This is a genomic window from Nocardioides sp. NPDC057577 (assembly GCF_042801335.1).
GTDB lineage: Bacteria > Actinomycetota > Actinomycetes > Propionibacteriales > Nocardioidaceae > Nocardioides.
In genome coordinates this window covers 1-23,408 of sequence record NZ_JBHVGB010000039.1, presented here as the reverse complement: position 1 = coordinate 23,408, position 23,408 = coordinate 1, and the positions used below count along the sequence as shown (strand labels likewise).

Here is a 23,408-nt window from a genome sequence, read left to right as displayed (position 1 = left end):
ATGGCAGACGCCCCCATCACTGCGCTTGATCCCAAGGCGCGGCGGCGCGCGGCCCGCGCGATCATCATCGGATCAGCGCTGGAGTGGTACGACTTCTACCTCTATGCCTCAATGGCTGCGCTGGTGTTTGGCGGCGTCTTCTTCCCGAGCGGTGATGCGTCCGCGGCGACGCTCGCCTCGTTCGCGACGTTCGCGGTCGGCTTCATCGCTCGGCCGTTCGGCGGGATCGTCTTCGGTGCGTTGGGCGACCGCTTCGGGCGCAAGGCGGTGCTGTCGAGCACCTTCCTGGTGATGGGGGTGTCCTCAGGTTGCATCGGCCTGCTTCCGTCGTACGCGTCGATCGGCGTGGCCGCGCCCGTGCTGCTCGTCATCCTCCGCTTCGCGCAGGGCTTGGGTGCCGGCGCGGAGTTCGGCTCGGCGATCGCGATGTCCTACGAGTACGCCGAACCCGGGCGTACCGGCCGCCTCGGCTCGTGGCCGGCGCTGGGCGTCAACATCGGCCTGTTCGCATCGTCCCTGACGGTCACGATCCTGAGCGCCGTCAACGAGGACTTCCTCTACGGCTGGGGCTGGCGCCTGCCGTTCCTGTTCAGCTTCGCGCTCGCCGGTGTCGGCTACGTGGTGCGACGACGGTTGCCGGAGACGGCTGCCTTCGAGCGCCTCGAGGAGAGCCAGCCGCACGAGCGGCGCAGGCCGCTGCTCGAGCTGATCGCCGGATACTGGAAGCCGCTGCTCGTCGTCATGGTGATGACGATCGCCTACAACGGCGCAAGCTACGTCTTCAAGACCTACTCGCTTACCTATCTCAAGTCGATCGTCGGAGTGCCGGCCTCGTACGGAACCTTCGGGATCACCTTGGCGAGCCTCGCCGCGATCATCACGGTGCCGCTGGTCGGGCGGCTCTGCGATCGGATCGACTCACGTCGCATCCTCTTGGTCTGTGGTGTCGGCATCGCTGCCCTCGCCTTTCCCTTCTTCGCCGTCCTCGGCACGGGGAGCAAGTTCGCGATCTGGGGCATGTTGATCCTCGCCACGGGCGTCGTCATCCCGGCAGCGCTGTCCGCGCAGGGTGACTTCCTGGCGCGCCAGTTCCCGGTCCAGGTCCGCAACTCGGGCCTCGGGACCGGCCGTGAGGTCGGCGGTGCGTTCGCCGGGGGCCTCGCCCCGCTGGCCGCTGTTGCCATGGTCAGCAGCTCACCGACCCACTCGACGCTCGGTGTCTCGCTGATGTTCGTCGCGGCCGGCGTGCTCATGCTCGGCGCTGCGGCATTCGACCGGTCTCGACGGACACGGGTGGCTCCGGCCACGGGTGCCTCGCAGAAGGTCGCCGGCTGATGGTTGCGGATCGGACGGCTGACAATGGCACCAGGGTGGGCCGCCGCATCGAGCAGCGAGGGCTCTGGTTCGAGGAGTTCGAGATCGGCACCACCTATGTGCACCGGCCCGGACGGACTGTCACCGAGGCGGACAACGTCTTCTTCACCACCTTGACGATGAACACTCAGCCCCTGCACCTCGACCAGGCCGCCAGCGAGGCGCTCGCCCCGTTCCATGACCGGCTGGTCAACTCGATGTTCACCCTCTCCACGATGGTCGGGCTCTCGGTCAACCAGCTCACGCAGGGCACCATCGTGGCCAATCTCGGCTTCAGTGAGATCGCCTTCCCGGCTCCTGTGCGCCACGGCGATACGCTCTACGCCGAGACGCTGGTGACCGCGAAGCGTCCCTCCGGCAGTCGGCCGGGGGAGGGTGTGGTGGCGCTGCGTCATGAAGCGCGCAACCAGCGCGGCGAGACGGTGGCCATCGCCGTACGTCAGACGTTGGTGAGGATGCGACCGGAGGGCGGCGGCGCATGACCGGGGCTGCCTGGCAGCCGGGGAGCGCTTGGCTCTTCTGCCCTGCAGACCGCCCGGAGAGGTACGCCAAGGCGCTGGCCGTGGCCGACGTGGTGATCCTCGATCTCGAGGACGCGGTCGCGCCTGAGCGCCGCGATCAGGCCCGGGAGGAGGTGCGCGCGCTGGCGCTCGCCGGTGACCTCGACCCGGACCGTACCGTCGTACGCATCAACTCCTCGAGCAGTGCCGAGCACGCCCAGGACCGAGAGCTGATCGCGACCACCCTGCGTCCGGCCGGCATCGAGAGGATCATGCTCGCCAAGACGCAGTCCGCGGCAGAGGCGGAGGGGCTGGAGGGGTGCGAGGTCATCGCGCTCCTGGAGACGCCGCTCGGCGTGCAGGACGCTGACCGCATCGCGGCCGGGTCGAACGTGGTCGCTGTGATGTGGGGTGCCGACGACCTGATCGCCGGGCTCGGCGGATCGACGTCGCGCCGACCGGACGGGACCTACCGCGATGTGGCCCGGCACGCCCGCTCTCGCGCCTTGATCGCTGCGAAGGCCGCGGGGCGGCTCGCCCTCGACGCCGTCTTCATGGACATCCCCGATCTCGACGGGCTGCGAGAGGAAACCGATGATGCCGTGGCCGTTGGGTTCGATGCCAAGGTGGCGATCCACCCGACCCAGGTGGCGGTGATCGCGGACTCCTTCAGGCCCGCGACCGATGAGGTCGAGTGGGCACGGGCCTTGCTCGCCGCAGCGGCGGAGGTCGGGTTCGGGGTCTTCACCTATGGAGGACGCATGGTCGACGGCCCGGTGTTCGCACAGGCTCGTCGCATCCTCGCCCGCGCCGGAGGCTGACCGCGCCGTCAGGTCACACGCGGGAGGCGGTCGCGGCGGCCGCTTCCCGCAGCGCGTCGGCGAGCTCGTCCAGCCGGCCGCTCACCCGTGAGGAAGGTCCGGCCACGGAGATGACACCCAGGACTTTGCCTCCCACGATCACCGGTGCAGCGGCCGCGCTCACGTCGGGAAGAGTCTCCCCACGATTGAACGCGACCCCGTCCGCCCGTATCTGGTCGAGCTCGGCAAGCACGGTGGGGAGCTCCTCCGGACTGACTCGACCGTCGAGGTAGGCCTCTTGGCGCCGCCGCGACCACTGTGCGAGCACAGCTTTTCCCGGACTCGGGGGGTACAGCGGCCGCCGAGTGCGTCGTGGCGGGGAGTAGCGGATCATCTGCCGCGACTCCGCGGAGTCGGCATATACGACCGACTCACCCACCGGTGTGGCCAACGTGGCCGTCTCGTCGAAGCGGTCGCGCAGCGCCTCGAGTGCTGGTCGAGCGGCCTCGACAAGGCTCGGGCGTTCCACAGCGAGCAGCTGGTCCAGAGCCGGTCCCAGCTGGTAGCTGCCGTCATCCTCGACCAGGTAGCCGGTGGCGACCAGACCCTTGACGAGTCCGAAGACCGACGACTTGGGTGCGTCCAACGTCTGTGACAGCTCATGGAGGCGTACGCCACCCGCATGGGCCGCTGCAACGGTCTCGAGAATGTCTGTCACCCGCGAGACGGTCCGGTGAGCCTTCACCGCTGACTCCGGCACCAGCCGCTCCCTTCTTCGCGCACTTCGGTTCGTATACCCGAACACTAGCCGCCAGGGGCCCGTCTGGGTCAACGGCACGGCACGAGTCGGTGGAGAACGATCAAGCGGCTGAGCTCGATGATTCATATGCGCTCGGCTGGGCTGATCAGTGTGGCGAAGAACGCACTCGACAGGGGTGCGATGCGGGCCACACAACCGATGTGGAGGGCCTGGATCTGGCTAGGCTGATGTCTTCGGTAAAGCAATGACAGGAGCGCCTGGGTAATGGATCAAGACGTGCTTCGGCACGCGCCGCTTTTCAGCGAGCTGGACGACGAGTCGATGACGGCGCTGCTCGCGACGATGGGTCAGACACGCCTCAGGCGCGGCGAGGTGTTGTTCCACGAGGGCGACGCCGCTGACCGGCTCTACGCGGTCGTGGACGGCAAGGTGAAGCTGAGCCGTGCCGCGGCCAACGGGCAGGACAGCCTGCTGGCGATCCTGGGGCCGGGCCAGGTGTTCGGCGAGCTGTCGCTCTTCGACCCCGGTCGGCGCTCCTCCACGGTTACGGCCGTCACCGACCAGGTCGAGCTCGCCTCGCTGTCGCACGACGACCTGCTGGGCCTGCTCGACGGGCGCCCGAGCGTGACCCGTGGGCTGCTCGCCCTGCTGTCGGGCCGCCTGCGCCGGGCCAACGACGTGATCGGTGACCTGGTCTTCTCCGACGCGCCCCGCCGGGTGGCGAAGGCTCTGCTCGACCTCGCGGAGAGGTTCGGCGAGCAGACCGAGGAGGGCCTCCGCGTACGCCACGACCTGACCCAGGAGGAGCTCGCGCAGCTGGTGGGCGCGGCTCGGGAGACGGTCAACAAGGCGCTCGCCGACTTCGCGGCCAAGGGCTGGGTCCGGTTGGAGTCGCGCTCGGTGATCATCACCGACATGGAACGGATCGTGCGCCGCGCCGGCTGATCGCTGTCAGAGGCTGACGCGGACCAGCTGGCGCAGTCTGCGGAGGCCCTCGGTGCTCGGTCGCTCGGCCGGGGCGAGGGCCGCCGTGAGCCGCTCGCGGACCGCGTCGGTCTCGAGATCCAGGCCGATGGCGACGAGCTCGCTCACCGGGTCGGACGCGCGCTTCGCTGCGGCGACATGGGCACTGCGTCCGACCAGGTTCACCTGGTAGCTGCGCGGTCCCTGGCCGGTCGCGACGGCGACGGTCCCCTTGACCCGGTACGCCGTCGCCGGCGGCTCCTCGAGCAGGTCGACCAGCCGGGCCGGCTCGATGGTGCCCGGGGTCGTCACGGTGACCGCACGGGCATGTTGATGTGTCTCGTGCGAAGCGGCCGCCTCGCGCAGCAGCGCGGCGATCGGCAGCTCGTCGGGCCGGTCCTCGGGCACCGCGGCGTCGTAGACGAGCCGCGGGTCGATGCGGCCACCCACGGCGTACGCCACCTGGACCTCGGGGTTGTGCTCCCGCACCCGCGCCTCGATCCGGGCCAGGATCCGGTCCCGATAGGCTGCCGGCACCAGGTCGGTCTTGTTGACCACCACCAGGGAGGCGGCCGCGAACCGGACCGGCGCCTCACCTCGGCCGTCGTCGAGGGTGTCGAAGTAGGCCGAGGCGTCGACGACCTCGATGAGCCCACCGCGGCGTACCCGCTCGACGCCGCTGAACCGGACCAACTTGGCCAGCGTGCCGGGCTCGGCGATCCCGCTGGCCTCGACGATGACCACGTCGAGCGCGAGCCGCGGGTGGGTCAGCTTCTCCAGCGCGTCGTCGAGGCCGCCGGCGTCCGGCAGGCAGCACAGGCAGCCGCCGGCGATCGAGGCCGGCTCGTCGATCTGGCCGGTGACGAGTCCGGCATCGACGTTGATGTCGCCGAAGTCGTTGACGACCACGCCCACCCGGGCGCCGGGCTGGCGCAGCAGATGGTTGAGCAGGGTGGTCTTCCCGGACCCGAGGTGGCCGGTGAGGATGACCACGGGGACCCGGGTGCTGGCGTTGGTCGGTGGCACCGAGCCATCGTAGAGCGAGTGAGAACAGTTCCCGTTAGTGGGTGTCGGGTCGGCCGAGGTGCCCGGATCTTGACGGCCGAGGTGGCCAGACCTAGGTTTGCCGCACAACTTCACATCCGCCACTCGAACCGCAGCGGGAGAGTCCTTGCCCATCCCGGGTGAGGCGCCGAAGGAGCAAACCTCCCCAGAATCTCTCAGGCCCCCATGACCGCCGCGGTGAGGCGACCTCTGGAAAGTCAGGATCCGATCCTGCACCCACGGTGCAAACCGCCCCCAGCGGGCGGTGAAGCTCTCAGGTAGCGATGACAGAGCGGGGAGGTCACCCGTCCACGGGTGCCGTTTTCGGCGCCCACCAGCAGGGAGCCTCCCGCACATGACAGCACCTGTCCTTACCCCTCTGCATGCGATCCACCAGTCGCTCGGCGCCTCGTTCACCGACTTCGCCGGCTGGAGCATGCCGGTCCGCTACGGCTCGGAGACCGCCGAGCACAATGCCGTACGCACCACCGCGGGCCTCTTCGACCTCTCCCACATGGGCGAGATCGAGGTGACCGGCCCCGAGGCGGGACGTGCCCTCGACCGCGCCCTGGTCGGCAGTCCGTCGAAGATCGGCCTGGGCCGCGCCCGCTACTCGATGATCTGCGCCGAGGACGGCGGCATCATCGACGACCTGGTCGTCTACCGGCCCGAGCAGGAGCGCTACCTGGTCGTCGCCAACGCGAGCAACGTCGGCGTGGTCGCCCCGGCGCTGACCGAGCGGGCCGAGGGCTACGACGCCGTGGTCCGGGACGCCTCCGCGGAGTGGGCGCTGATCGCGGTCCAGGGTCCTGCCTCGCCCGCGATCGTCGCAGCCCTGACCGACCTGGACGTCCCCTCCCTGCGCTACTACGCCATCGATGCCGGCACGGTCGCCGGCGTCGACGTCCTGCTCGCGCGCACCGGCTACACCGGGGAGGACGGCTTCGAGATCTACTGCGCGCCCTCGTCGGCCGTCGCGATCTGGGAGGCGATCATCGAGGCAGGTACGCCGCACGGGCTCCTCCCCGCCGGCCTCGCCTGCCGCGACACCCTCCGGCTCGAGGCGGGCATGCCGCTCTACGGCCACGAGCTGAACCGCGACACGACCCCCTTCGAGGCCGGCCTCGGCCGCGTCGTCTCCTTCGACAAGCCCGACGGCTTCGTCGGCGACGCAGCCCTGGCCGTACGCCGCGACGAAGGCCCGCGCAGCGTACTCGTCGGCCTGGTGGCCGCCGGGCGCCGCTCGCCGCGGGCCGGCTACACCATCGTGGACCCGGCCACCGGCGAGGAGGTCGGCACCGTTACCAGCGGCTCCCCGTCACCGACTCTCGGACGTCCCATCGCGATGGCGTACGTCCGGCCCGATCTCGCCGCAGCCGGCACCACGGTCCAGGTCGACGTGCGCGGCAGCCGCGAGGACGCCGAGGTCGTCGACCTTCCCTTCTACTCCAAGAAATGAGCACCGCCATGACCAACCCGACCCACCTGTCGTACACCGCCGAGCACGAGTGGATCGAGACCCGCGGCGACGTCGCCCGCGTCGGTGTCACCGCCTTCGCCACCGAGGCGTTGGGTGACATCGTCTTCGTCGAGCTGCCCGAGGTGGGCAGCAAGATCGCCGGGGGAGAGAGCTGCGGGGAGCTGGAGTCGACGAAGTCGGTCAGCGACCTGTTCGCCCCCGCCGACGGCGAGATCCTCGAGGTCAACGCCGCCGTCGTCGAGGATCCCGCGCTGATCAACAGCGACCCGTTCGGCGCCGGCTGGCTCTTCGAGATGCGCGTCTCGGGCGCTCCCGAGCTGCTCGACGCCGCGGCGTATGACGCACTGATCGAGGAGTGACGTGACCGCCGAGGTCGCCGGCTCCACGGCCGTGGCGACGGCCCTGAGCACCTTCGACCTCTACTCGATCGGGATCGGGCCGTCCTCATCGCACACTGTCGGACCGATGCGCGCCGCGAAGATCTTCGTCGACGGTCTCGCCGCAGACGGGTCGCTGGGTGAGGTGGCGCGGGTGAAGGCCGAGCTCTTCGGCTCGCTCGGCGCGACCGGGCACGGACACGGCTCGGAGGGTGCCGTGCTGCTCGGCCTCGAGGGCGAGCAGCCGGCGACCGTCGACACGCGAGCCTCGTCCGGGCGGGTGGCGGCCATCCGCGAGGCCGGGGAGCTGTCGCTCGGCGGCCACCGACCGATCGGCTTCGACAACGCCACCGACCTGGTCATGCATCGGCGCAAGAGCCTGCCGGGCCACCCCAACGGCATGGTGTTCACCGCGTACGCCGCCTCCGGCGAGGTGCTGCGCGAGCGCACCTACTACTCCGTCGGTGGTGGCTTCGTGGTCGACGAGCACGCGGTGGGTGCCGCACGGGTGGTCCCCGACCGCTCGCCCGTACGCTTCCCGTTCGCCACCGGTGCCGAGCTGCTCGACATCTGCGAGCGGGAGGGGTTCCGGGTCTCCGGCCTGATGCTGGCGAACGAGCTCACCTGGCGTACGCACGACGAGATCCGCGCCGGCCTCCTCGAGATCTGGCACGTGATGGCCGACTGCGTGCAGGCCGGCTGCGACCGTGATCCGGTCACCGACGGCGTACTTCCTGGTGGTCTGCGCGTCCCGCGCCGGGCGCCGCTGCTCCACCGCGACCTGGCCTCCGGCGCCGGTGCCCACGACCCCTTCCGGGTCATGGACTGGGTCAACCTGTTCGCCCTGGCGGTCAACGAGGAGAACGCCTCGGGCGGCCGGGTCGTCACCGCTCCCACCAACGGCGCGGCCGGCATCGTGCCCGCCGTCCTGCACTACTGGGTACGTTTCGTGGCGCCGCAGGCCGGCCTGGACGAGGCCGCGATCGAGGACGGCATCGTCCGGTTCCTGCTCACCGCGGCCGCGATCGGGATCCTGTGCAAGACGAACGCCTCGATCTCCGGCGCCGAGGTCGGCTGCCAGGGCGAGGTCGGCTCGGCCTGCGCGATGGCCGCCGGCGCTCTCTGCGAAGTCCTCGGCGGTACGCCCGAGCAGGTCGAGAACGCCGCCGAGGTCGGCATCGAGCACAACCTCGGCCTCACCTGCGACCCGGTCGGCGGCCTGGTGCAGATCCCCTGCATCGAGCGCAACGCCATCGCCAGCGTGAAGGCCATCAACGCCGCCCGCCTCGCCCTCAACGGCGACGGCTCCCACAAGGTCAGCCTCGACAAGGCACTGAAGACCATGCGCGAGACCGGCGCCGACATGAAGATCAAGTACAAGGAGACCTCCCGCGGCGGCCTCGCGGTCAACGTCATCGAGTGCTGAGCGGATGCGGCATGACCGGGTGCGTAGCGTCTGGAGCCGGGACCGGTCGGAGCCGGTGGATGCCCTAACGGAATACCGCCTATTCCGGTGGTTATCTGTAAACCGGGGCGTGGTCGGGATCTCAGGCGGGCCGGAGCACCCGCGCGACGAAGGCGTCGAGATTGCCGAGCAACCGATCGACCTTCTGGTCGACACTGAGGGTCTCGTGGACAACGGGGGAGTCGAGCTTGCGCTTGTTGCGCGCCTTGAGGGAGCAGTCGAGATCGGCGCAGATGTAGGTGCCGACGGAGTTGCCGTCCTGCCCGGAGCGCCCGGCGCGGGAGGCGACCAGCAGCGCGACATCACCGACCGACGTACACAGCGCGCACATCGTCTTCCGTGGCCCTCGGGACTCGCGTGAGGCCCGGAGGGCGACCCCGCAGAGCCTGCCGTCGTGCTCGGTGACGAGGTAGTGGTTCTGTGGTGCTTTCGGGTCCTGCCAGCCGAGGTAGTCGAGGTCGTCCCATGGTCGTTCGGCCAGGTCAGCGGGGAGATTGAGGCGCTTGGTCGCACCCTTGGTGAGGTTGACGAAGCAGGAGCGTACGTCGGTCTCGGTCAGCGGCTTCATGACAACGATGCTAGGTTTCCTACATCTGTTAGGCAATTCGTTATTCGAGGAGAGTGCTGATGGGCCGTCCAGGGCTGAACCGGACCGCGGTGATCGCTGCCGCCGCCGACCTGGCCGACGAGATCGGCTTCGACGCCGTCACGATCTCGGTCCTCGCCCGCCACCTCGGCATCAAGTCGCCGACCCTCTACTCCCACATCACCGGAGCCACCGACCTCCGCACTGCCGTCACCGCGTACGTCCTCCACGAGCTCGCCGACGCCACGACCACCGCGATGGCGGCAGCGGAGGGCCGCGACCTCCTCGCCCCCTTCGCCGACGCCATTCGCGACTTCGCCCGCCGCTCACCCGGCCGCTACGACGCCACCACCCGCCAACGCGTCCCGCCCGCGGAGGCGGGGGAGTCCCGGACCGACTCCGTGGAGGAGGCGATCACCGCCGGCCGCCGCAACGCCGACCTCGCCCTCGCCGTCATCCGCGGCTACGACATCCCCGAGTCCGAAGAGACGTACGCCGTCCGCCTGATGTCCAGCCTGATCCACGGCTACGTCACCCTCGAGCTCGCCGGCAGCTTCGCCCACAGCGACCCCCCGAGCGATGCCACCTGGCCCGAAGTCCTCGACGAGCTGGATGGCACCCTCGGACGGATGGCGCTCGGTCGGCCCCACTGATCAGCCTGATCAGTCGGCGAGCCGGAAGGTCGTCCGGTAGGTCGTGGGAGTCACGCCCAGAGCGCGGTGGAAGTGACGGCGCAGCGTGGCCGCTGTGCCCATTCCGCAGCTGCCCGCGATCTGGTCGATCGAGGCGTCGGTACGCTCGAGGAGCTCCTGGGCACGCGAGATGCGCTGGTGGTGCAGCCAGTCCAGAGGCCCGGTCTGCAGCTCGGCCTGCATCCGTCGGGCGAGCTGGCGGGTGCTGAGGCCGGCGTGGTCGGCCAGCTCGCGGACCGTCAGGGGCTGGTCGAGTCGGGCGCGCGCCCACTCCAGCGTGGTCGCGAGGCCCTCGGGAGCGCGGGGTTGCGCGGGCGGGGTGATGAACTGCGCCTGACCACCCGTGCGGTGGGCAGGGACGACCAGGTTGCGGGCGATCCCGTTGGCCGCGGCGGCGCCGAGGTCGCCGCGTACGAGGTGGACGCAGAGGTCGAGCGCGGCTGTCTTGCCGGCCGAGGTGAGCACGTCGCCCTCGTCGACGTAGAGCACGCCCGGGCGGACGTCGACCTGCGGATAGCGCCGGGCGAGCTCGTCGGCGTGCAGCCAATGGGTTGTGGCGACCCGGCCGTCGAGCAGCCCGGCTGCGGCCAGCACGAACGAACCGGTGCACAGGGACGCGATCCGCGCGCCGCGCTCATGGGCGCCACGCAGCGCGTCGAGGAGGGAGAGGTCGGGATTGTCGTCGAGATCGTTCGAGGACGGGACGACGACGGTGTCGACCTCAGCGATCGCGTCGTACGACGCCGTCGGCAGCTCGGCCAGCCAGGGATGCGATGCGCCGTCAGGGGTGCAGACGACGAGGTCGTACCACTCACCGCTCTGAGCGAGGTCGGAATGGTTGCCGCCGAAGATCTCGGCGGCGATCGCGACCTCGTAGAGCATCGAGGAGCCATGCAGGACGAGGGCGAGTCGAGGCATGTCGCAAAGTGTACGTAGTACGTCGTTTCAGACACTCGTGTGGCGGGACGCCCCGCCCGAGGATGGAGCCATGAACACAGATGAGCAGGTCCTGGTCTATGGCGCCACCGGTCACACCGGGCGCTTCGTTGTCGATGAGCTGACGCGCCGCGGACTGACCCCCGTCCTCGCCGGCCGCAGTGCGGAGCGTCTCGCCGACGTCGCGCCCCGCCATGCTGCCCTGGAAAGCCGGGTCGTCGGTCTCGACGACCCCGAGCGGCTGCGGCACGCTATCGCGGGTGTTGCCGCGGTCATCAACTGCGCCGGGCCCTTCCTCGACACCGCGCTCCCACTGGCCCGGGCCGCGGTCGAGTCCGGTGCCCACTATCTCGACGTCACCGCGGAGCAGCCGGTCGTACAGGCGCTCTATCGAGATCTGGACGCTCGAGCCCGAGACATGGACGTCTCCGTGGTCCCGGCGATGGCGTTCTACGGTGGCCTTGCCGACCTGCTCGTGACCGCCGTCCTCGGCGGGTCGTCGGCCGACGAGGTCGAGGTCGCCATCGGGTTGGACCGCTGGTGGCCGACCGCAGGCACCCGGATCACCGGAGCCCGCAACACCGCGACTCGCCTGGTCATCCGCGACGGCTCCCTGGTCCCGCTGCCCAGCCCCGCGCCGACCGGCGCTTGGTCCTACCCGGAGCCGCTGGGCGAGCAGTCAGTGGTGGAGCTGCCGTTCTCCGAGGTGATCACCATCAACAACCACCTCGACGTCCGTGAGCTCCGCTCCTACCTCAACAGCGCTCCGCTCGCCGAGCTCCGCGACGAGGCGACACCGGAGCCGACCGCCAGCGACGAGTCAGGACGCTCGGCCCAGCAGTTCGCCGTGGACGTTCGCGTACGTCAGGGCACCGACGTCAAGCGAATCACCGCGACCGGCCGCGACATCTACGCCGTCACCGCGCCGATCGTGGTCGAGGGCGCCGTCCGGCTCCTCGACGGCCGCCGCCGTCGTGCTGGTGCCGGGGCACCGGGGGAGATCTTCGACGCCGCCGATGTGCTCGACGCGCTGGACGGCACCCTCACGGTTGCTGCGATCGGTTGAACCGGTGGAGGAGTGACACGAGTGCGTCGAGGTCGCTCGCGGGCCAGTCCTCGACGCGCTGTTCGAGCTCGTCCTGGCGCAGAGCAAGGGCTCGCTCGACCTGAGTACGCCCGGACGGGGTCAGAGACACCAGCACGGAGCGCCCGTCCTCCGGTGCTCGGCCGCTCTGCGTCAGGTCGAGGGATGCCATGCGCTTGAGAAGCGCGCTGGTGGAGCTCCGGTCCATGGCCACTGCCTCGGCGACGGCGCTCGGCTTGGCCGGCCCGTAGGCGTAGAGCCAGCGGGCGATGTGGAAGGCGGCCGGTTGCAGGTCCTGATGGAAGGCCGCCGCGGAGCGCTCCGTGAGAGCGCGCGACGCGCTGAGGAGCGCATTGATCTCGAAGCCGAGCCGCTCGGTGGCGGGGTTCATGCGGTCTCCTAAGTAGTGGGTATATACCCATCAGTGTGTAGAGTAGTGGGTATATACCCACTATATCGGCCAAGGGCTGAGGAGGTACGTCATGCTCGATGAGCGATCCGATTCTGCCCGCGCAGGCGGTGCCTCATGACGGCGGAGGCGCCGACGATCGTCGTCACGGGCGCCACGGGTGGCCTCGGAGCTCTCGCCACGACGTCGCTGGCGGCCACGGGTGCCCGTCTGATCCTCGTGGCGCGAAGCGCCGAGCGCGCCGAGCAGACGATCTCGTCCCTACGTGACTCGACGTCCGTGGAGCCTGAGGTGTTCCTGGCCGACCTCTCGCGACCAGCGGAGGTGCGCAGGGCAGGGGAAGAGATCCGGTCTCGACATGAACGCATCGACGTGCTGATCAACAACGCGGGCCTGCACGCCTTCGAGCCACGGTTGACGGACGATGGGCTCCCGGAGATGGTCGCCGTCAACTACCTCGCGCCGTTCGTACTGACCCGCGAGCTTCTACCGTCCCTGCTGCGATCTCCCGCCGGCCGCGTGGTGAACGTGGCCTCCGAGGCCTCGCGCCGACACGGTGACTTTCGCATCCCGGACGTCCTGACGGACACGAGCCCGTTCACGGCGCGAGGATCCTCGGAGCGCTATGGGCAGAGCAAGCTGCTCGACATCATGTTCACGCTGACCCTCGCCCGGCGCCTCGCCGATACGACGGTGACCGCCAACTGCGTGGATCCCGGCTTCAACGTGACCGGACTCGGTCGAGAGCTCCCCTTCGCCGCCGGCCTCGAGCAGGTGCTCCGAACGCTGCGTGTCGGCGACCCGGCGCGCGGCGCTGGCCTCATCGTCGACCTCGCCACCGAAGCGCGCTACGCCGGTCGAACCGGGCTGTATGTGACTGAGAAGCGGCGGCGCGAGCTCGTCCCCGTCGATCCAGCCACCGACGCTGCGGCCCAGGACGAGCTCTGGCGATCTACGGAGCAGCTGTTGCGCCGGCTCTCGAAGAGCCCAGCCTGACCAGCTCGTTGCGGGAACGAAGGTCTACCGCGCGCCAAGAGTTGAGGGAGAAGTGGTCACTCCGTGTCGGGCGCCAAGTCGCGGCTCAAGGATGGCCCATGTCCCGGTCATCGCCATCACTCGGAGGTACGTCCCCAGGTGATGGCCGCGCGTACGGCTGGGTCGAGTGTCCCGGCGAGGGCCAGATCCGGCCGGGCACCGAGGGCGCTGTTGATGCTCGAGAAGGCGGTGCGCAGCCCCGCGTAGATGGTCAGGGCCACGATCTGGGGCTCCTTGAAGCCTGCGTCGCGCAGACGCTGGATGTCTTCCGGTGTGCTGCTGCCGGGGGAGCGGGCGACGGTGCGTGCCCAGGCGGCCAGGGCCTGTTCGCGCTCGCTGAACGGTTCATCGTCGGCGGTGAGGGCGGCGACCGCGGTATGTGGGTCGGACCAGTCGGTCAGGCGTTTGCCCCAGGCGACGGCGCAGTATGCGTCACCGACCAGTGCCGCCTGCGCGATCACGATCACGGCCTTGTCGCGCAGCGTCAGCCCCGCCGCATCGGCCGTGGCGTCGAACAGCCCTACGAGCTGTTCTCTTGCCTCCGGCTGGTGTGCCCACGCCCGGGTGAGGTCCCAGACGTAGCCGTGGTCGGCGAGATCTTCTGCGTACAGCTTCTCCTGGCCGGGGCTCGGCGCAGGTTCCTCCATGAACGTCACTTGCTCAGCACAACGGCGGTACGCCTATGTGGTGCGGTGTCAGTGCTTCACGTCCCCGGTGTTGGGGACGGGACGGTTGTCATGCTGCCAACTGAGCGTCGCCGGGAGCCATGTCGAGCCAGACGCCGAACCGTTCAGGGCCGGGTCGATGAAGGCGGCGGCCAGCTCGCCGGCGGCCTCGACCGTCCTGTAGGAGGAGCAGTAGGGCACGGCCCTGGCCATCTTCGCGTACGCGGCTCCCCACGTGGCAGGGACTGCGAAGTGGTTGGCGGGCTCCATCTGGCGCAGCCGGGTCTCTTTGGCGATCGCGTTCTGCAGTGCGCGCCCGGACACCTCCTGAGTGGTGGCAAGCACTATGAGGTCGACGAGATCCTTCTCCCGGCTGGAAGGTCGACCGTTGTAGGTCGCCATCGTGGCGCAGACCTTGTCGGCGATCTGGTCGACGACCGGGTAGAGGCGGTACGGGAAGCTGAGGAGGCGCGGCAGGGCGAGACCGTTGGCGGGTTCGGCGGAGCTGATCGGCGCGGTGACGCTGACACCGACTGCGAGGTCGATGTTGATCCGTGACTTCCGTTGCGCACCGATGTAGACGTCGAAGGAGACGCGGTAGCCGTCGGTGTACGCCTGCTCCTCGCCGCCGATCGAGCGTTGGTGACGCGTGTAGACGAATCGGAAGTGATCGCCCAGATCGACCTCAGCCAGCCTTCGCAGATCCTCAAGGGCCTGATCGAGGGTGAAGGTTTCGCGGTAGAGGTCGATGTCCAGCGTCGAGCGGGTGGAGGGAAGCCGGGCGAGCATCCCGGTGCCGCCTTTGAGGATCCACGCTGAGTCCTGGCCCTCCGAGAAGACCCGGCTGAGGAATCGTTGGAAGTGTGCCAGCCGGATCCGCTCGTTGACGGTGAGCGAGGGGTCGGCGACGGCCGCGGCGCGCGCGGCCTCCTTGACGGCTGCTTCGACGCCCGCGGGCGTGCCGTACAGCTTCAGGTCAGGCAACGTTCTCGACCTTCCGGGCCACCTCGGCGACGGTCGCGTACGTCGGGGAGGCAGCGATCTGTCTAGCAAGTGAGTCCGCATCGACTCCCGCGCTCTCGAGAAGCCGTTGGAGCAGACCTTCCCCGTCGCCGCTTCGAAGACCGTTCCGAGCCGCGAGCGGTGCGAGCAGCCGCGTGAGGGATGCGGTATCGACCGTGGTCTTGCTGACCGCGTCGCGCAGGACATCGGCGACCAGGCTGAGGTCGGTCCGGGCCTCTACGAGGTCTGCGAGGGTGCGCTCGACCGTGGTCACCGGTAGGCCGGCTGCGATCGTGATCTCACGGCTCGCGACGGAACGTTGGCGATACCGGAGGTCGGGTCGCTGAGTCTGCCGACGGTGCTCGGTGGTGAACTCGTGGCGATCGGCGGGAATGTCGCCCAGTTGATGGAGGTGGGCGGCCGAGGCGCCGGAAACGATCACGCCCGCCGGCCCGTCATCGAGTCGCTCGGTTGCGAATCGGCCGGGATCCGTGCTCAGCCACGCGGCGCGCAGATCCTCGAACTCATCGCTCGGCGTGCCGGCGTTCCGGTAGACGCCGTGAGTCAGCCGTACAAGGTGGCCGGCCGTCTCGAGTCGAGACAGGTCGAGTCGGGTCACTCCATGCGCCTTGGCTTGCGCTGAGGTCACGATGCCCCATTGCATGGACGTCACCGTGGCGACTCTCAGTGCGGCCATGTTGGATTTCATGCTTGGATTGTATCTAGATAGCGGATACTTTCCAAGCACTCTGGTGAACAGTTGGCGGTGCGAGACTCCCGCCGAGGTTCCTCAGCGTCCGGAGAGGAATCCGATGTCGGGCCGACGCTGCGTGGCACTACTCTGGCGCGGTGAATCTGAGGGTGGAAGCGGGACGGCTGGTCGAGTCCGAGACCGAGCATGGCAAGGACCGCCGGGCGTTCGGAGAGTTCATCGGTCCTCATCGCGAGCTGGCGTCGTACGCCTTCGGCTGGTGCTCGGACGCCGACGAAGGGCTCATTTCCATCGGTATCGGCGTAGGCAATGAGGGCGGCGGGACGTTTCATGCGGCGGTCTTCGAGAATGACGGGGGAATTGCGTACGCGCTGATCGATGAGCCATTCGAGCAGGTGCCTCAGGGCGGACCGGATCTCACGGCGGCCCAGGCTCGTGCACACGAGGATCTTCCGTTCATATGGGCGGTGGTCGATACCGTGATGGCTCGGGACGGACGGGCGGAGTGGCTACGGCATTGGTTGCTGCGTACGACCAGCATCACGACGGCTCCGGTCATGGCTGGCGATGAGCCGATACTCCTCGTCTCGCACGATGCCGATGACGGGATGTGGCAGGCAATCGGTACGTCAGACGGCACACCCGGGAACGGACGACTCGGCCACCTCTTTCACCTCATAGACGCCGACCCCACGATCGTCGACGTGCTTGATCTCGAGCCGGGGGAGAGTGCGACACGGGAACGTGTCGGTGGGCCTTGGACCCGGGATGGCGTCGGGGACCTGTAGAAGCGGCTGGACCTTCAGGTGGTGGGCACGGCAATCGGCATCCCGTCTGCCCAGTCGGGATCGGCGGCGGTGAACATCTCGGGCGTGACCCAGGCTTCGAAGAGAGGTATGCCGTCCCAGGCTCCGCCGCGAGTGATCGCGATGACCGCGTGTGGTCGGTCGAAGGAGACCTGGACGTGGCGGATCTTGCGCTCGACGTACTCGGGCATCGCGGAGCCGGCCATCCATGCCATCGCTGTCACCGCTGCTGCCTTGAAGCCGTTCTGGTCGTACGCGGCGGTCGCGTTCTGGGTGCAACTGAACTCGATGCCGCCGTCCTGCTCGGGCAGACGGGCAGCGATGCCGGCGGCTACCGACGCGACACCTGGTGCCGATTCCAGCTCGTGGGAGGCATCCGCGCTCCAGGCTGGCAGGCGCGTGGTGAAGACGACCGAGTTCGGCTCGGGCGCGTCGTAGGCAACGTAATCGCGCCGCTCGCGCTTGACTGTCCACGCGTGGCCGTCGGAGAGGTCTTCAGGGTGAGTCATGTGGGTCAACTCGCCTGCGTCGTACTGCTCGATGACCTCGGCCACGGCTACCCAGACGTCATCGGCAGGCACCTCTGGGGCTGCGATGACCGAGAAGACGTCGACGCCGTCGCGGCTGCCAGGACGAGCCACGGCAACCGGTCCGACTGAGGTCTCGACGATGGCCTGAAGGCTCATTCGAAGTACGAGGCGACCGTCCTCGATCGTGAGCGGCTCCGCCCACTCCGGCGTGGTGACCAGAGCAGTGGCGAGCAGCAACATGGTGTCGGCGCCGATCGTGACGGGCATCGACTGGATGAGCCCACGGGTGTTCTCCGCCGCCCAGGCGTTCAGCGTTTCCTGGTCCGGCAACGGCTCGACAGCGACCGGCAGCGGCGCCGTCGGCTCGACCCAGTCGGCCAGCCACGCGCCGAGCGCCGCGGCGACGGTCGGGTGCGCCTCGGCGATGAGCTTCTCGGCGGTCTCGCGAGCCTCCTCAGGCGGGAGCCCGAGCGCCTCGGTGATGGCCCTGCCCTCGGCAGCGGGGGCGACCAGGGCAAGCAGGAGCCAGAGCCCGGTGTACGAGATCACTGGCTCGCCCGCGGTCCCAAGCTGCGTCCGGGCTCGGTCGGCGTACTGCCAGATTTCTTTCACGGCCGGGAGGATATCCGGGTGCGCGTGTGTGGTCGCGTCGCGAAGGCGAACCGGAGCATGTGGCTGGCGGTGAAGGCGATGCTGCACAGCGTCTTACGTAGAACGTTACGGCGCGCTCAATGCTCATTGTGCTGACCATGATGCGCCGCACCATGGTCAATAAAATGACCATTACGAGGTCAAGGTGACGGTCCATGCCGAAGCGCCCATTGTCTGCGAAGTCGCGGCGTACAGCCCGCACGCTAGGAGACTACGTCTCTACGTTCCGCCGTCTGCAAGGCCTGACGGCGGAACAGGTGGCCGACCGTGCCGGCATCACCCGAAACATGCTCCGAAAGCTCGAGCAGGGAGACGCCAGCGTCGGCCTCGACGTGGTCCTAGAAGTCTGCCGTGTCCTTGGGGTGCTCGACTTTGTCACTGACGGAATGAACCCCTACGACACGGCACTGGGACAGTCGCTGGCTGAACAGAACCTTGCCCAAGCGGGTCGCCGATGAGTCGGAGCGTCGACTTAAACACAAGCCTGCCAAGCGAAGCAGGGCAGGGAAGGACGAACGCTCAACCGAAGTGTTTGGCGAAGTGTTCGCTGCGACCGCGAACTGGCGTCAGGTTGCAGCCGGCAACGGCATCGCCAAACGTGAGATGAACCGTATGGCCGACGCGTTCGACGGATTGCGCGCCGCGGTCGGCTGAACGGCAAAGCAGGCGGCCCCCGGCGACGAGACCACCGGAGGGACCTCGAGGACCAGCCTGCGTAGGAGCCCCGATCACCTGCCGGGATCGCCGTAGGAATGGCAGCATGGGCACCCCGTCACCAGGAGGCCCGATGCCCACCACAGCCACATTCGTCTCGCCGACCGACGGCACTGCGCTCGCAATCCGGACATGGGGGGAGGAGCTGTCCGCGCCGCGGGGCGTTGTCCAGATCGCTCACGGCATCGCCGAGCACGGGCAGCGTTACGACCGGCTCGCTCAGGCTCTCGTCGCGGCTGGGTACGTCGTGCGGGCGGTCGACCACCGCGGTCACGGCGGGTCCGTCACGTCGTCCGACCAGCTCGGTCACTTCGACTTCGAGGCGCTGGTGGCCGACGTCGCGGCGATGGGTGCCTCGCTGCGCGAGGAGTTCTCCGGGATCCCGGTGTTCCTGGTCGCGCACTCGATGGGGTCCTTTGCGGCGCAGACGGTGATCTTGGACCGGTCCGACCTGTACGACGGCGTGGTGCTGTCGGGTTCGACCGCCCTCGACGTACTCGCTGGTGCGCTCTCGAGCGCCGAGGGTCCGGTCGGGCTGGAGGCGTTCAACGCCGGGTTCGAGCACCGGACCGGGTACGAGTGGCTCTCGCGCGATGAGGCCGAGGTCGATGTGTACGTCGCAGACCCGCTGTCCGGGTTCGATCTGCCCGACACCGCCGTGCCTCAGTTGTTCGCCGGCGCCGAGCGTCTGGCCGACCCGGCGGCCCTCGGTGGGATCCGCTCCGATCTCCCGATTCTCGTCGTCTCCGGCGACGCCGACCCGCTTGCCGGAGGTGGCGCCCTGGTCGAGCTGCTGGGACAGCGTTATCGCGAGGCCGGGTTGAAGGATGTGACGGTGACGCTCTACCCAGGGGCGCGCCACGAGATCTTCAACGAGACCAACCGCGATGCGATCACCGCCGACGTGATCGGGTGGCTCGCGGCTCACTCCTGACTGCCGCGAGAGACCACCTCGGCGGCAGTTCAGCACGCAGCTGGTAGCCAGTCGGGAAACTGATCCCGAAGGGCGTCGCGGGCAAGAGCCGATGGGAGGACGACATCAGCTCCACCGTCGTACGGACAATAGAGCCAGGAGGTCCGGGTGTCGGTCACGATCGCGTGGCCCTCGTAGTCGGCGACCGCGGTGAGGAGGTCATCGAGGTCTGGGCTGCTGAGGCCGGATGCGACCCAGAAGTAGGTGGTTATCCCGTCATTCTCGGCGTCGTGGAACTGTCTCCACGGCCACGCCGCGGGAAGGCGCCGCCGTGACCATCCGGATACGAGATCGCGTGGTCCCCAGTCAGCGGCGATCACGACCAGATCTTCGGTCGGAGCGTCATTGGAGATCGAAGTGATGACTGCGTGGTGCCGACGGAGGATCTCGGCGTACTCCTCGGCGTTGTCTGCATAGCGTTTGGAACCCGGGAGACTGTGGAACCGCACGGACCGGTCGCGGTGCTCTCTGATCAGGAAGCCGCGCGGCTCAGATCCGGGCCACGTGCTTTCCCATGCAGCCGTAAGCTCGCGTGCCTCCGCTGTTTGGGCTGGGTCTCGGAACGCGCCATGGCTGCCCGTTACCCATCGACCGAAGGCCTGCAAGTACCAGAGGGTCGACGTCCAGCGGATGGATGCTTCGGTCCAGATCGTGCACATCAGGCGGGCGAGTGGGCGACTCACGCCAGGACCTCGATCAATGTCTCGATCCGAGTGGCGAGGATGTCATCGATCTCGCCGACGAACTGAAGTCGGATTCGCTCGGTGCCCGGCGCCTCGGCGACGTACGCCGTGATCGTGGTCCATCCGTCCATTCGGTAGCCGATCTGCTTGTCGGACTCGCTGCCGAGTCCTTCCATGCCTGCCCGGACCGTGTGCCAGGCACTGTCGGTGAGGATGCCGCCGGTCCAGTCTGAGACTCGCTCCAGAAATTGGCGCACGTGCTCGGGATCGCGAACCAGGCACGAGATCTCTCGGACGTGCGGTCGGTCCGAGACGGGTGCCGGCGCGCTGGGTTGTCGCCTGAGTCGACTTCCACACCAGGGACAGTGTCGAATTGCGATGTAGCTCGAGCTGCCATCGTGGATGGGAAGGCCTATCCGGCCGCAGCCGTCGCGAAAGATGACCGCGTCGGCGCAGTCGAGTGGATCCCGGTGAAGGTGGCACTCGAAGTCGAGATGCTCGGCGAGTTCAGCGCAGCACAGGTCCCGCGGCCGCAGTCGAAGAACGACGGGGGTGATCCTCGGCAGGAGGCTGGCGATGGTGGGCACCGGGAGATCTTGACGCATGGCGCTGCCGCTCCGCGCCTCAGTTTTCGCCCAGAGACGTCTCGGCTGGCGCGAGTGACGTCTCGGCCGACGTACGTGACCTCTCGGCGGTTGTCGCCGGGCGGCCTCCTCACGGAAGGCCGCCCGGCAACAGATGAACCTCAGACGTACGGTCGGATTGCGTCGATGATGCGCGACCAGTTCTCGGCGCCGTATCCACGCGAGCGGGCCCAGGTGTAGTGGGCCTGGACGGCGCGGGGGAGGTCGGTGTCGATGCCGGCGGCCTCGCTGGCGGCGACGAGGTGGTCGGCGGTGGCGCCCATCATGGTGACGGTGCTGAGGTGGCCGGGGTGCTGGCCGGCGTCGAGCTGGGCGCCGAGGTCCTCGCCGGCGGCGAGCATCGGGGGGATGCCGGCGAGGGTCTGCATGAGCTCCGGGATGGCCGCGGACGGCTTGATGCCGCCGGTCTCGAGCAGCGCGACGGCGTGGAGGAGGGAGGAGAGGGAGGTGAGGAAGATGTCCAGGTTGGCCTGGTACATCAGTTGGGCGAGCCCGGGGTCCTCGCCGAGGTAGCGGACCGCCCCGATGCGGGCGAGCGCGGCCTCGTGCTGGGACAACACGGAAGCGGGGCCGCTGACATAGACGTACGCATCGGGGGTCCCGACCATCGGAGCCGGGACCATCACGCCGCCGGTGAGGAAGTGGGCGCCGTGCGAGGCCGCCCACTCCGCGCCCCGGCGCGTCCCGTCCGGAGACTCGGAGCTGAGGTTGACAATCGTGCGACCCGCGAGCTCGGAGGTCGCGGAGCCGAGCACGTCGTACATCGCCTGGTAGTCGGTCAGGCTGAGGATGACCAGGTCGCTCGCGGCGACGGCCTTCGCGGGGGAGTCGGCCAGCTGGGCGCCGGCGGCCACCACCTCCGAGGCGCGGGAGACGGTGCGGTTCCATACGGTCACCGGATGCCCGGCGGCGAGCAGGCTGTGGACCATCGCCTGACCCATGGGGCCGAGGCCGATGACGGTGACGGGGGTGCGAGTTCGGTTCATGGCACCATCCTCACGACTCGCCTACGATTGCGGGAGTACCCACTATTTACTGGGGTACTTACCAAATGGTGAGTGAGGAGAAACCCGTGACGAAGCCCCGCAACGGCCCCTACATCTGCGGCATCGACGCCGCGCTCGACGTGGTCAGCGGCAAGTGGAAGGGGCTGATCCTGTGGGAGCTCGACAACTACGGCGTACGCCGCTTCGCCGAGCTCCGTCGTGGCCTGCCCGGGGTCAGCGAGAAGATGCTGACCCAGCACCTGCGCGAGATGGAATACGACGGGCTGGTGCACCGGGAGGTGTATGCCGAGGTGCCGCCGCGGGTGGAGTACTCGCTGACCGAGCACGGCCGCACCCTCAACACCGCGCTCGGGCCGCTCGGCAGCTGGGGCATGGACCGCATCGCCCGTGAGCGCACCGAGCTGGTCGAGCACCGCGACGCGGGATTGCTGCCCCGGCCCTAGCAACAGGCCGTCAGACCGGCCGAGACTCCGACTCGGCGGACCGCGTCGGCAGGCCCGCGGAGGCCAGCAGCGCCAGCTTCTCCGCATCGGCCGAGCCGGCGTCGGGGTGGTAGACGACGAGCATCAGGTCGTCGGTGCCGTTGATCGTCAGCCGCTCCCGGTTGAGGGTGAGCTCGCCGACCTGCGGGTGGTTCATCTTGATCGGGGCGCCGGTCTGGGCGCGTACGTCATGGCGTGCCCACAGCTGTCGAAAACGCGGGCTGGCCAGGGAGAGCTCGCCGATCAGCTCGATGAACCGAGGGTCGTCGATGTCGGTGCCGACCGCCTGGCGCAGGTTGCCGACGAAGCACTCCGTCATCGACTCCCACTCCGGGTGGAACGCCTGCTGGCCCGGGTCGAGGAACTGGTCCCGCAGCTGGTTGCCGCCCGCCGCAAGCCGCGGCGAGAGCGCGCGAGCAAGAGCGTTGGCGGCCAGGATGTCGAAGTAGCGCCCCTCGATGAACGCCGGCTGCACCATCGAGTCGAGCAGCTTGAGCGCCCCGGGCGGGACGGTCTCCTTGCGCCGCCGCGGCCGCCGGCGGCGGGGCGCCTCGGTGACCAGCGACATCATGTGGGCGGTGTGGTCGTCGTCGAGCTGGAGCACGCGGGCGATCGACTCGAGTACCTGCGCCGACGGGTTGCGGTCACGGCCGCGCTCCAGGCGCAGGTAGTAGTCGGCGCTGATCCCGGCAAGCATGGCCACCTCCTCGCGGCGCAAGCCGGGGACGCGACGTACGCCGACGGCCGGGATGCCCGCCGCCTCCGGCGTCACCAGCGCCCGCCTGGCCTGGAGGAATGCGCCCAACGGGTTCGTCGCCTCGCTCATACCCTCCAGCCTAGGTCGGCCCCGAGCAGACAGCGGGGGTCCTGTCAGGCCCCGGTCTGATCAGGGCTCTGGGTGGTCGCGCCCAGCGCACCTAGCGTCGTAGTACGCCCCCGCGGGGCCGCGTAGACGAAAAAGAAAAAAAAAACAAAAATAACCGGCCCCAAAAAACCCGCCCCCAAAAAGGGCACCGTTTAGCAGACCCCCCCCC

The 23,408-nt window shown here is 68.8% G+C and carries 28 protein-coding genes and 1 riboswitch; of the genes, 15 read left to right on the top strand and 13 right to left on the bottom strand.

The annotated features are described in order from the left end of the window. Genes ACFU7D_RS10830 through ACFU7D_RS10820 form a run of 3 tightly spaced genes read left to right on the top strand, consistent with a single transcriptional unit; the run spans position 1 to position 2,695 of the window. Positions 1 to 1,335: an MFS transporter gene (locus ACFU7D_RS10830; protein ID WP_378866809.1), complete on the top strand. Its 1,335-nt coding sequence runs from the start codon at positions 1 to 3 to the stop codon at positions 1,333 to 1,335. Continuing rightward, positions 1,335 to 1,856, top strand: a complete 522-nt coding sequence (locus ACFU7D_RS10825) for a MaoC family dehydratase (RefSeq protein ID WP_378866807.1) — start codon at positions 1,335 to 1,337, stop codon at positions 1,854 to 1,856. The genes ACFU7D_RS10830 and ACFU7D_RS10825 overlap by 1 nt, the downstream gene beginning before the upstream one ends. Next, positions 1,853 to 2,695 (top strand): HpcH/HpaI aldolase/citrate lyase family protein, encoded by an 843-nt coding sequence (locus ACFU7D_RS10820; protein ID WP_378866804.1) that lies wholly within the window; start codon positions 1,853 to 1,855, stop codon positions 2,693 to 2,695. The genes ACFU7D_RS10825 and ACFU7D_RS10820 overlap by 4 nt, the downstream gene beginning before the upstream one ends. Before the next feature lie 13 nt (positions 2,696 to 2,708). On the opposite strand, the gene ACFU7D_RS10815 is transcribed toward ACFU7D_RS10820, so the two are convergent. Then, a complete protein-coding gene (locus ACFU7D_RS10815) occupies positions 2,709 to 3,392 on the bottom strand; it encodes an IclR family transcriptional regulator (protein ID WP_378866801.1) in 684 nt (227 codons plus the stop codon). 306 nt (positions 3,393 to 3,698) lie between these two features. Here ACFU7D_RS10815 and ACFU7D_RS10810 point away from each other — a divergent pair, with 306 nt between their 5' ends. Beyond that, a complete protein-coding gene (locus ACFU7D_RS10810) occupies positions 3,699 to 4,379 on the top strand; it encodes a Crp/Fnr family transcriptional regulator (RefSeq protein ID WP_378866798.1) in 681 nt (226 codons plus the stop codon). Positions 4,380 to 4,385: 6 nt separating this feature from the next. On the opposite strand, the gene ACFU7D_RS10805 is transcribed toward ACFU7D_RS10810, so the two are convergent. Next, positions 4,386 to 5,423: a CobW family GTP-binding protein gene (locus ACFU7D_RS10805; RefSeq protein WP_378866795.1), complete on the bottom strand. Its 1,038-nt coding sequence runs from the start codon at positions 5,421 to 5,423 to the stop codon at positions 4,386 to 4,388. Positions 5,424 to 5,547: 124 nt separating this feature from the next. Continuing rightward, positions 5,548 to 5,644, top strand: a riboswitch (glycine riboswitch). A gap of 152 nt (positions 5,645 to 5,796) precedes the next feature. Here ACFU7D_RS10805 and gcvT point away from each other — a divergent pair. Genes gcvT through ACFU7D_RS10790 form a run of 3 tightly spaced genes read left to right on the top strand, consistent with a single transcriptional unit; the run spans position 5,797 to position 8,724 of the window. After that, positions 5,797 to 6,900 (top strand): glycine cleavage system aminomethyltransferase GcvT, encoded by a 1,104-nt coding sequence (gene gcvT, locus ACFU7D_RS10800; RefSeq protein WP_378866792.1) that lies wholly within the window; start codon positions 5,797 to 5,799, stop codon positions 6,898 to 6,900. 8 nt (positions 6,901 to 6,908) lie between these two features. Further along, on the top strand, positions 6,909 to 7,280 hold the full coding sequence (gcvH, locus tag ACFU7D_RS10795; RefSeq protein ID WP_378866844.1) for a glycine cleavage system protein GcvH: 372 nt from the start codon (positions 6,909 to 6,911) through the stop codon (positions 7,278 to 7,280). A gap of 31 nt (positions 7,281 to 7,311) precedes the next feature. Beyond that, the gene (locus ACFU7D_RS10790; RefSeq protein ID WP_378866841.1) at positions 7,312 to 8,724 is read left to right on the top strand and encodes an L-serine ammonia-lyase; all 1,413 of its coding nucleotides are present in this window, start codon (positions 7,312 to 7,314) and stop codon (positions 8,722 to 8,724) included. Between the two features lie 121 nt (positions 8,725 to 8,845). Here ACFU7D_RS10790 and ACFU7D_RS10785 read toward each other — a convergent pair whose 3' ends face one another. After that, positions 8,846 to 9,331: an FBP domain-containing protein gene (locus ACFU7D_RS10785; RefSeq protein WP_378866789.1), complete on the bottom strand. Its 486-nt coding sequence runs from the start codon at positions 9,329 to 9,331 to the stop codon at positions 8,846 to 8,848. 59 nt (positions 9,332 to 9,390) lie between these two features. On the opposite strand from ACFU7D_RS10785, the gene ACFU7D_RS10780 reads away from it, so the two are divergent. Then, entirely contained in the window at positions 9,391 to 10,002 is a 612-nt protein-coding gene (locus ACFU7D_RS10780) for a TetR-like C-terminal domain-containing protein (protein ID WP_378866786.1), read from the top strand. Between the two features lie 9 nt (positions 10,003 to 10,011). On the opposite strand, the gene ACFU7D_RS10775 is transcribed toward ACFU7D_RS10780, so the two are convergent. After that, positions 10,012 to 10,959, bottom strand: a complete 948-nt coding sequence (locus ACFU7D_RS10775) for a GlxA family transcriptional regulator (protein ID WP_378866783.1) — start codon at positions 10,957 to 10,959, stop codon at positions 10,012 to 10,014. A gap of 70 nt (positions 10,960 to 11,029) precedes the next feature. Here ACFU7D_RS10775 and ACFU7D_RS10770 point away from each other — a divergent pair, with 70 nt between their 5' ends. After that, positions 11,030 to 12,043 carry a saccharopine dehydrogenase family protein gene (locus ACFU7D_RS10770; RefSeq protein ID WP_378866780.1) on the top strand — a complete coding sequence of 338 codons (1,014 nt, stop codon included), beginning with the start codon at positions 11,030 to 11,032 and terminating at the stop codon, positions 12,041 to 12,043. On the opposite strand, the gene ACFU7D_RS10765 is transcribed toward ACFU7D_RS10770, so the two are convergent. Continuing rightward, positions 12,021 to 12,452: a MarR family winged helix-turn-helix transcriptional regulator gene (locus ACFU7D_RS10765; RefSeq protein WP_378866777.1), complete on the bottom strand. Its 432-nt coding sequence runs from the start codon at positions 12,450 to 12,452 to the stop codon at positions 12,021 to 12,023. The two genes, ACFU7D_RS10770 and ACFU7D_RS10765, sit on opposite strands and share 23 nt — an antisense overlap. Before the next feature lie 135 nt (positions 12,453 to 12,587). Here ACFU7D_RS10765 and ACFU7D_RS10760 point away from each other — a divergent pair, with 135 nt between their 5' ends. After that, a complete protein-coding gene (locus ACFU7D_RS10760) occupies positions 12,588 to 13,466 on the top strand; it encodes an SDR family NAD(P)-dependent oxidoreductase (RefSeq protein WP_378866774.1) in 879 nt (292 codons plus the stop codon). Between the two features lie 116 nt (positions 13,467 to 13,582). On the opposite strand, the gene ACFU7D_RS10755 is transcribed toward ACFU7D_RS10760, so the two are convergent. Genes ACFU7D_RS10755 through ACFU7D_RS10745 form a run of 3 tightly spaced genes read right to left on the bottom strand, consistent with a single transcriptional unit; the run spans position 13,583 to position 15,881 of the window. Beyond that, positions 13,583 to 14,152 (bottom strand): carboxymuconolactone decarboxylase family protein, encoded by a 570-nt coding sequence (locus tag ACFU7D_RS10755; protein WP_378728526.1) that lies wholly within the window; start codon positions 14,150 to 14,152, stop codon positions 13,583 to 13,585. Positions 14,153 to 14,200: 48 nt separating this feature from the next. After that, on the bottom strand, positions 14,201 to 15,154 hold the full coding sequence (locus tag ACFU7D_RS10750) for a nucleotidyl transferase AbiEii/AbiGii toxin family protein (protein WP_378866771.1): 954 nt from the start codon (positions 15,152 to 15,154) through the stop codon (positions 14,201 to 14,203). Further along, positions 15,147 to 15,881: a type IV toxin-antitoxin system AbiEi family antitoxin domain-containing protein gene (locus ACFU7D_RS10745; protein WP_378728528.1), complete on the bottom strand. Its 735-nt coding sequence runs from the start codon at positions 15,879 to 15,881 to the stop codon at positions 15,147 to 15,149. Before ACFU7D_RS10745 ends, ACFU7D_RS10750 begins: the two co-directional genes overlap by 8 nt. A gap of 140 nt (positions 15,882 to 16,021) precedes the next feature. Here ACFU7D_RS10745 and ACFU7D_RS10740 point away from each other — a divergent pair, with 140 nt between their 5' ends. After that, positions 16,022 to 16,672 (top strand): hypothetical protein, encoded by a 651-nt coding sequence (locus tag ACFU7D_RS10740; RefSeq protein ID WP_378866768.1) that lies wholly within the window; start codon positions 16,022 to 16,024, stop codon positions 16,670 to 16,672. A 14-nt stretch (positions 16,673 to 16,686) separates the two neighbouring features. Here the strand turns inward: ACFU7D_RS10740 and ACFU7D_RS10735 are convergent, their stop codons facing one another. Further along, on the bottom strand, positions 16,687 to 17,832 hold the full coding sequence (locus tag ACFU7D_RS10735) for a hypothetical protein (RefSeq protein ID WP_378866765.1): 1,146 nt from the start codon (positions 17,830 to 17,832) through the stop codon (positions 16,687 to 16,689). A 194-nt stretch (positions 17,833 to 18,026) separates the two neighbouring features. On the opposite strand from ACFU7D_RS10735, the gene ACFU7D_RS10730 reads away from it, so the two are divergent. From ACFU7D_RS10730 to ACFU7D_RS10720, 3 genes are all read left to right on the top strand, one after another. Next, positions 18,027 to 18,329, top strand: a complete 303-nt coding sequence (locus tag ACFU7D_RS10730) for a helix-turn-helix domain-containing protein (RefSeq protein WP_378866761.1) — start codon at positions 18,027 to 18,029, stop codon at positions 18,327 to 18,329. After that, positions 18,307 to 18,525: a hypothetical protein gene (locus tag ACFU7D_RS10725; RefSeq protein ID WP_378866851.1), complete on the top strand. Its 219-nt coding sequence runs from the start codon at positions 18,307 to 18,309 to the stop codon at positions 18,523 to 18,525. The genes ACFU7D_RS10730 and ACFU7D_RS10725 overlap by 23 nt, the downstream gene beginning before the upstream one ends. A gap of 133 nt (positions 18,526 to 18,658) precedes the next feature. Continuing rightward, positions 18,659 to 19,519 carry an alpha/beta fold hydrolase gene (locus ACFU7D_RS10720; protein ID WP_378866758.1) on the top strand — a complete coding sequence of 287 codons (861 nt, stop codon included), beginning with the start codon at positions 18,659 to 18,661 and terminating at the stop codon, positions 19,517 to 19,519. A 29-nt stretch (positions 19,520 to 19,548) separates the two neighbouring features. Here ACFU7D_RS10720 and ACFU7D_RS10715 read toward each other — a convergent pair whose 3' ends face one another. The 3 genes from ACFU7D_RS10715 to ACFU7D_RS10705 all read right to left on the bottom strand — a co-directional run bounded on the left by ACFU7D_RS10715 (position 19,549) and on the right by ACFU7D_RS10705 (position 21,871). After that, positions 19,549 to 20,241: a hypothetical protein gene (locus ACFU7D_RS10715; RefSeq protein ID WP_378866755.1), complete on the bottom strand. Its 693-nt coding sequence runs from the start codon at positions 20,239 to 20,241 to the stop codon at positions 19,549 to 19,551. Then, positions 20,238 to 20,828: a DUF6980 family protein gene (locus ACFU7D_RS10710; RefSeq protein ID WP_378866752.1), complete on the bottom strand. Its 591-nt coding sequence runs from the start codon at positions 20,826 to 20,828 to the stop codon at positions 20,238 to 20,240. The genes ACFU7D_RS10715 and ACFU7D_RS10710 overlap by 4 nt, the downstream gene beginning before the upstream one ends. A 158-nt stretch (positions 20,829 to 20,986) precedes the next feature. Beyond that, positions 20,987 to 21,871, bottom strand: coding sequence for an NAD(P)-dependent oxidoreductase (locus tag ACFU7D_RS10705; RefSeq protein WP_378866749.1), 885 nt, complete (start codon positions 21,869 to 21,871; stop codon positions 20,987 to 20,989). A gap of 86 nt (positions 21,872 to 21,957) precedes the next feature. Here ACFU7D_RS10705 and ACFU7D_RS10700 point away from each other — a divergent pair, with 86 nt between their 5' ends. Then, a complete protein-coding gene (locus ACFU7D_RS10700; RefSeq protein ID WP_378866746.1) occupies positions 21,958 to 22,335 on the top strand; it encodes a winged helix-turn-helix transcriptional regulator in 378 nt (125 codons plus the stop codon). A gap of 10 nt (positions 22,336 to 22,345) precedes the next feature. Here ACFU7D_RS10700 and ACFU7D_RS10695 read toward each other — a convergent pair whose 3' ends face one another. Then, positions 22,346 to 23,200 (bottom strand): helix-turn-helix transcriptional regulator, encoded by an 855-nt coding sequence (locus ACFU7D_RS10695; RefSeq protein ID WP_378866743.1) that lies wholly within the window; start codon positions 23,198 to 23,200, stop codon positions 22,346 to 22,348. Between the last annotated feature and the right edge of the window lie 208 nt (positions 23,201 to 23,408).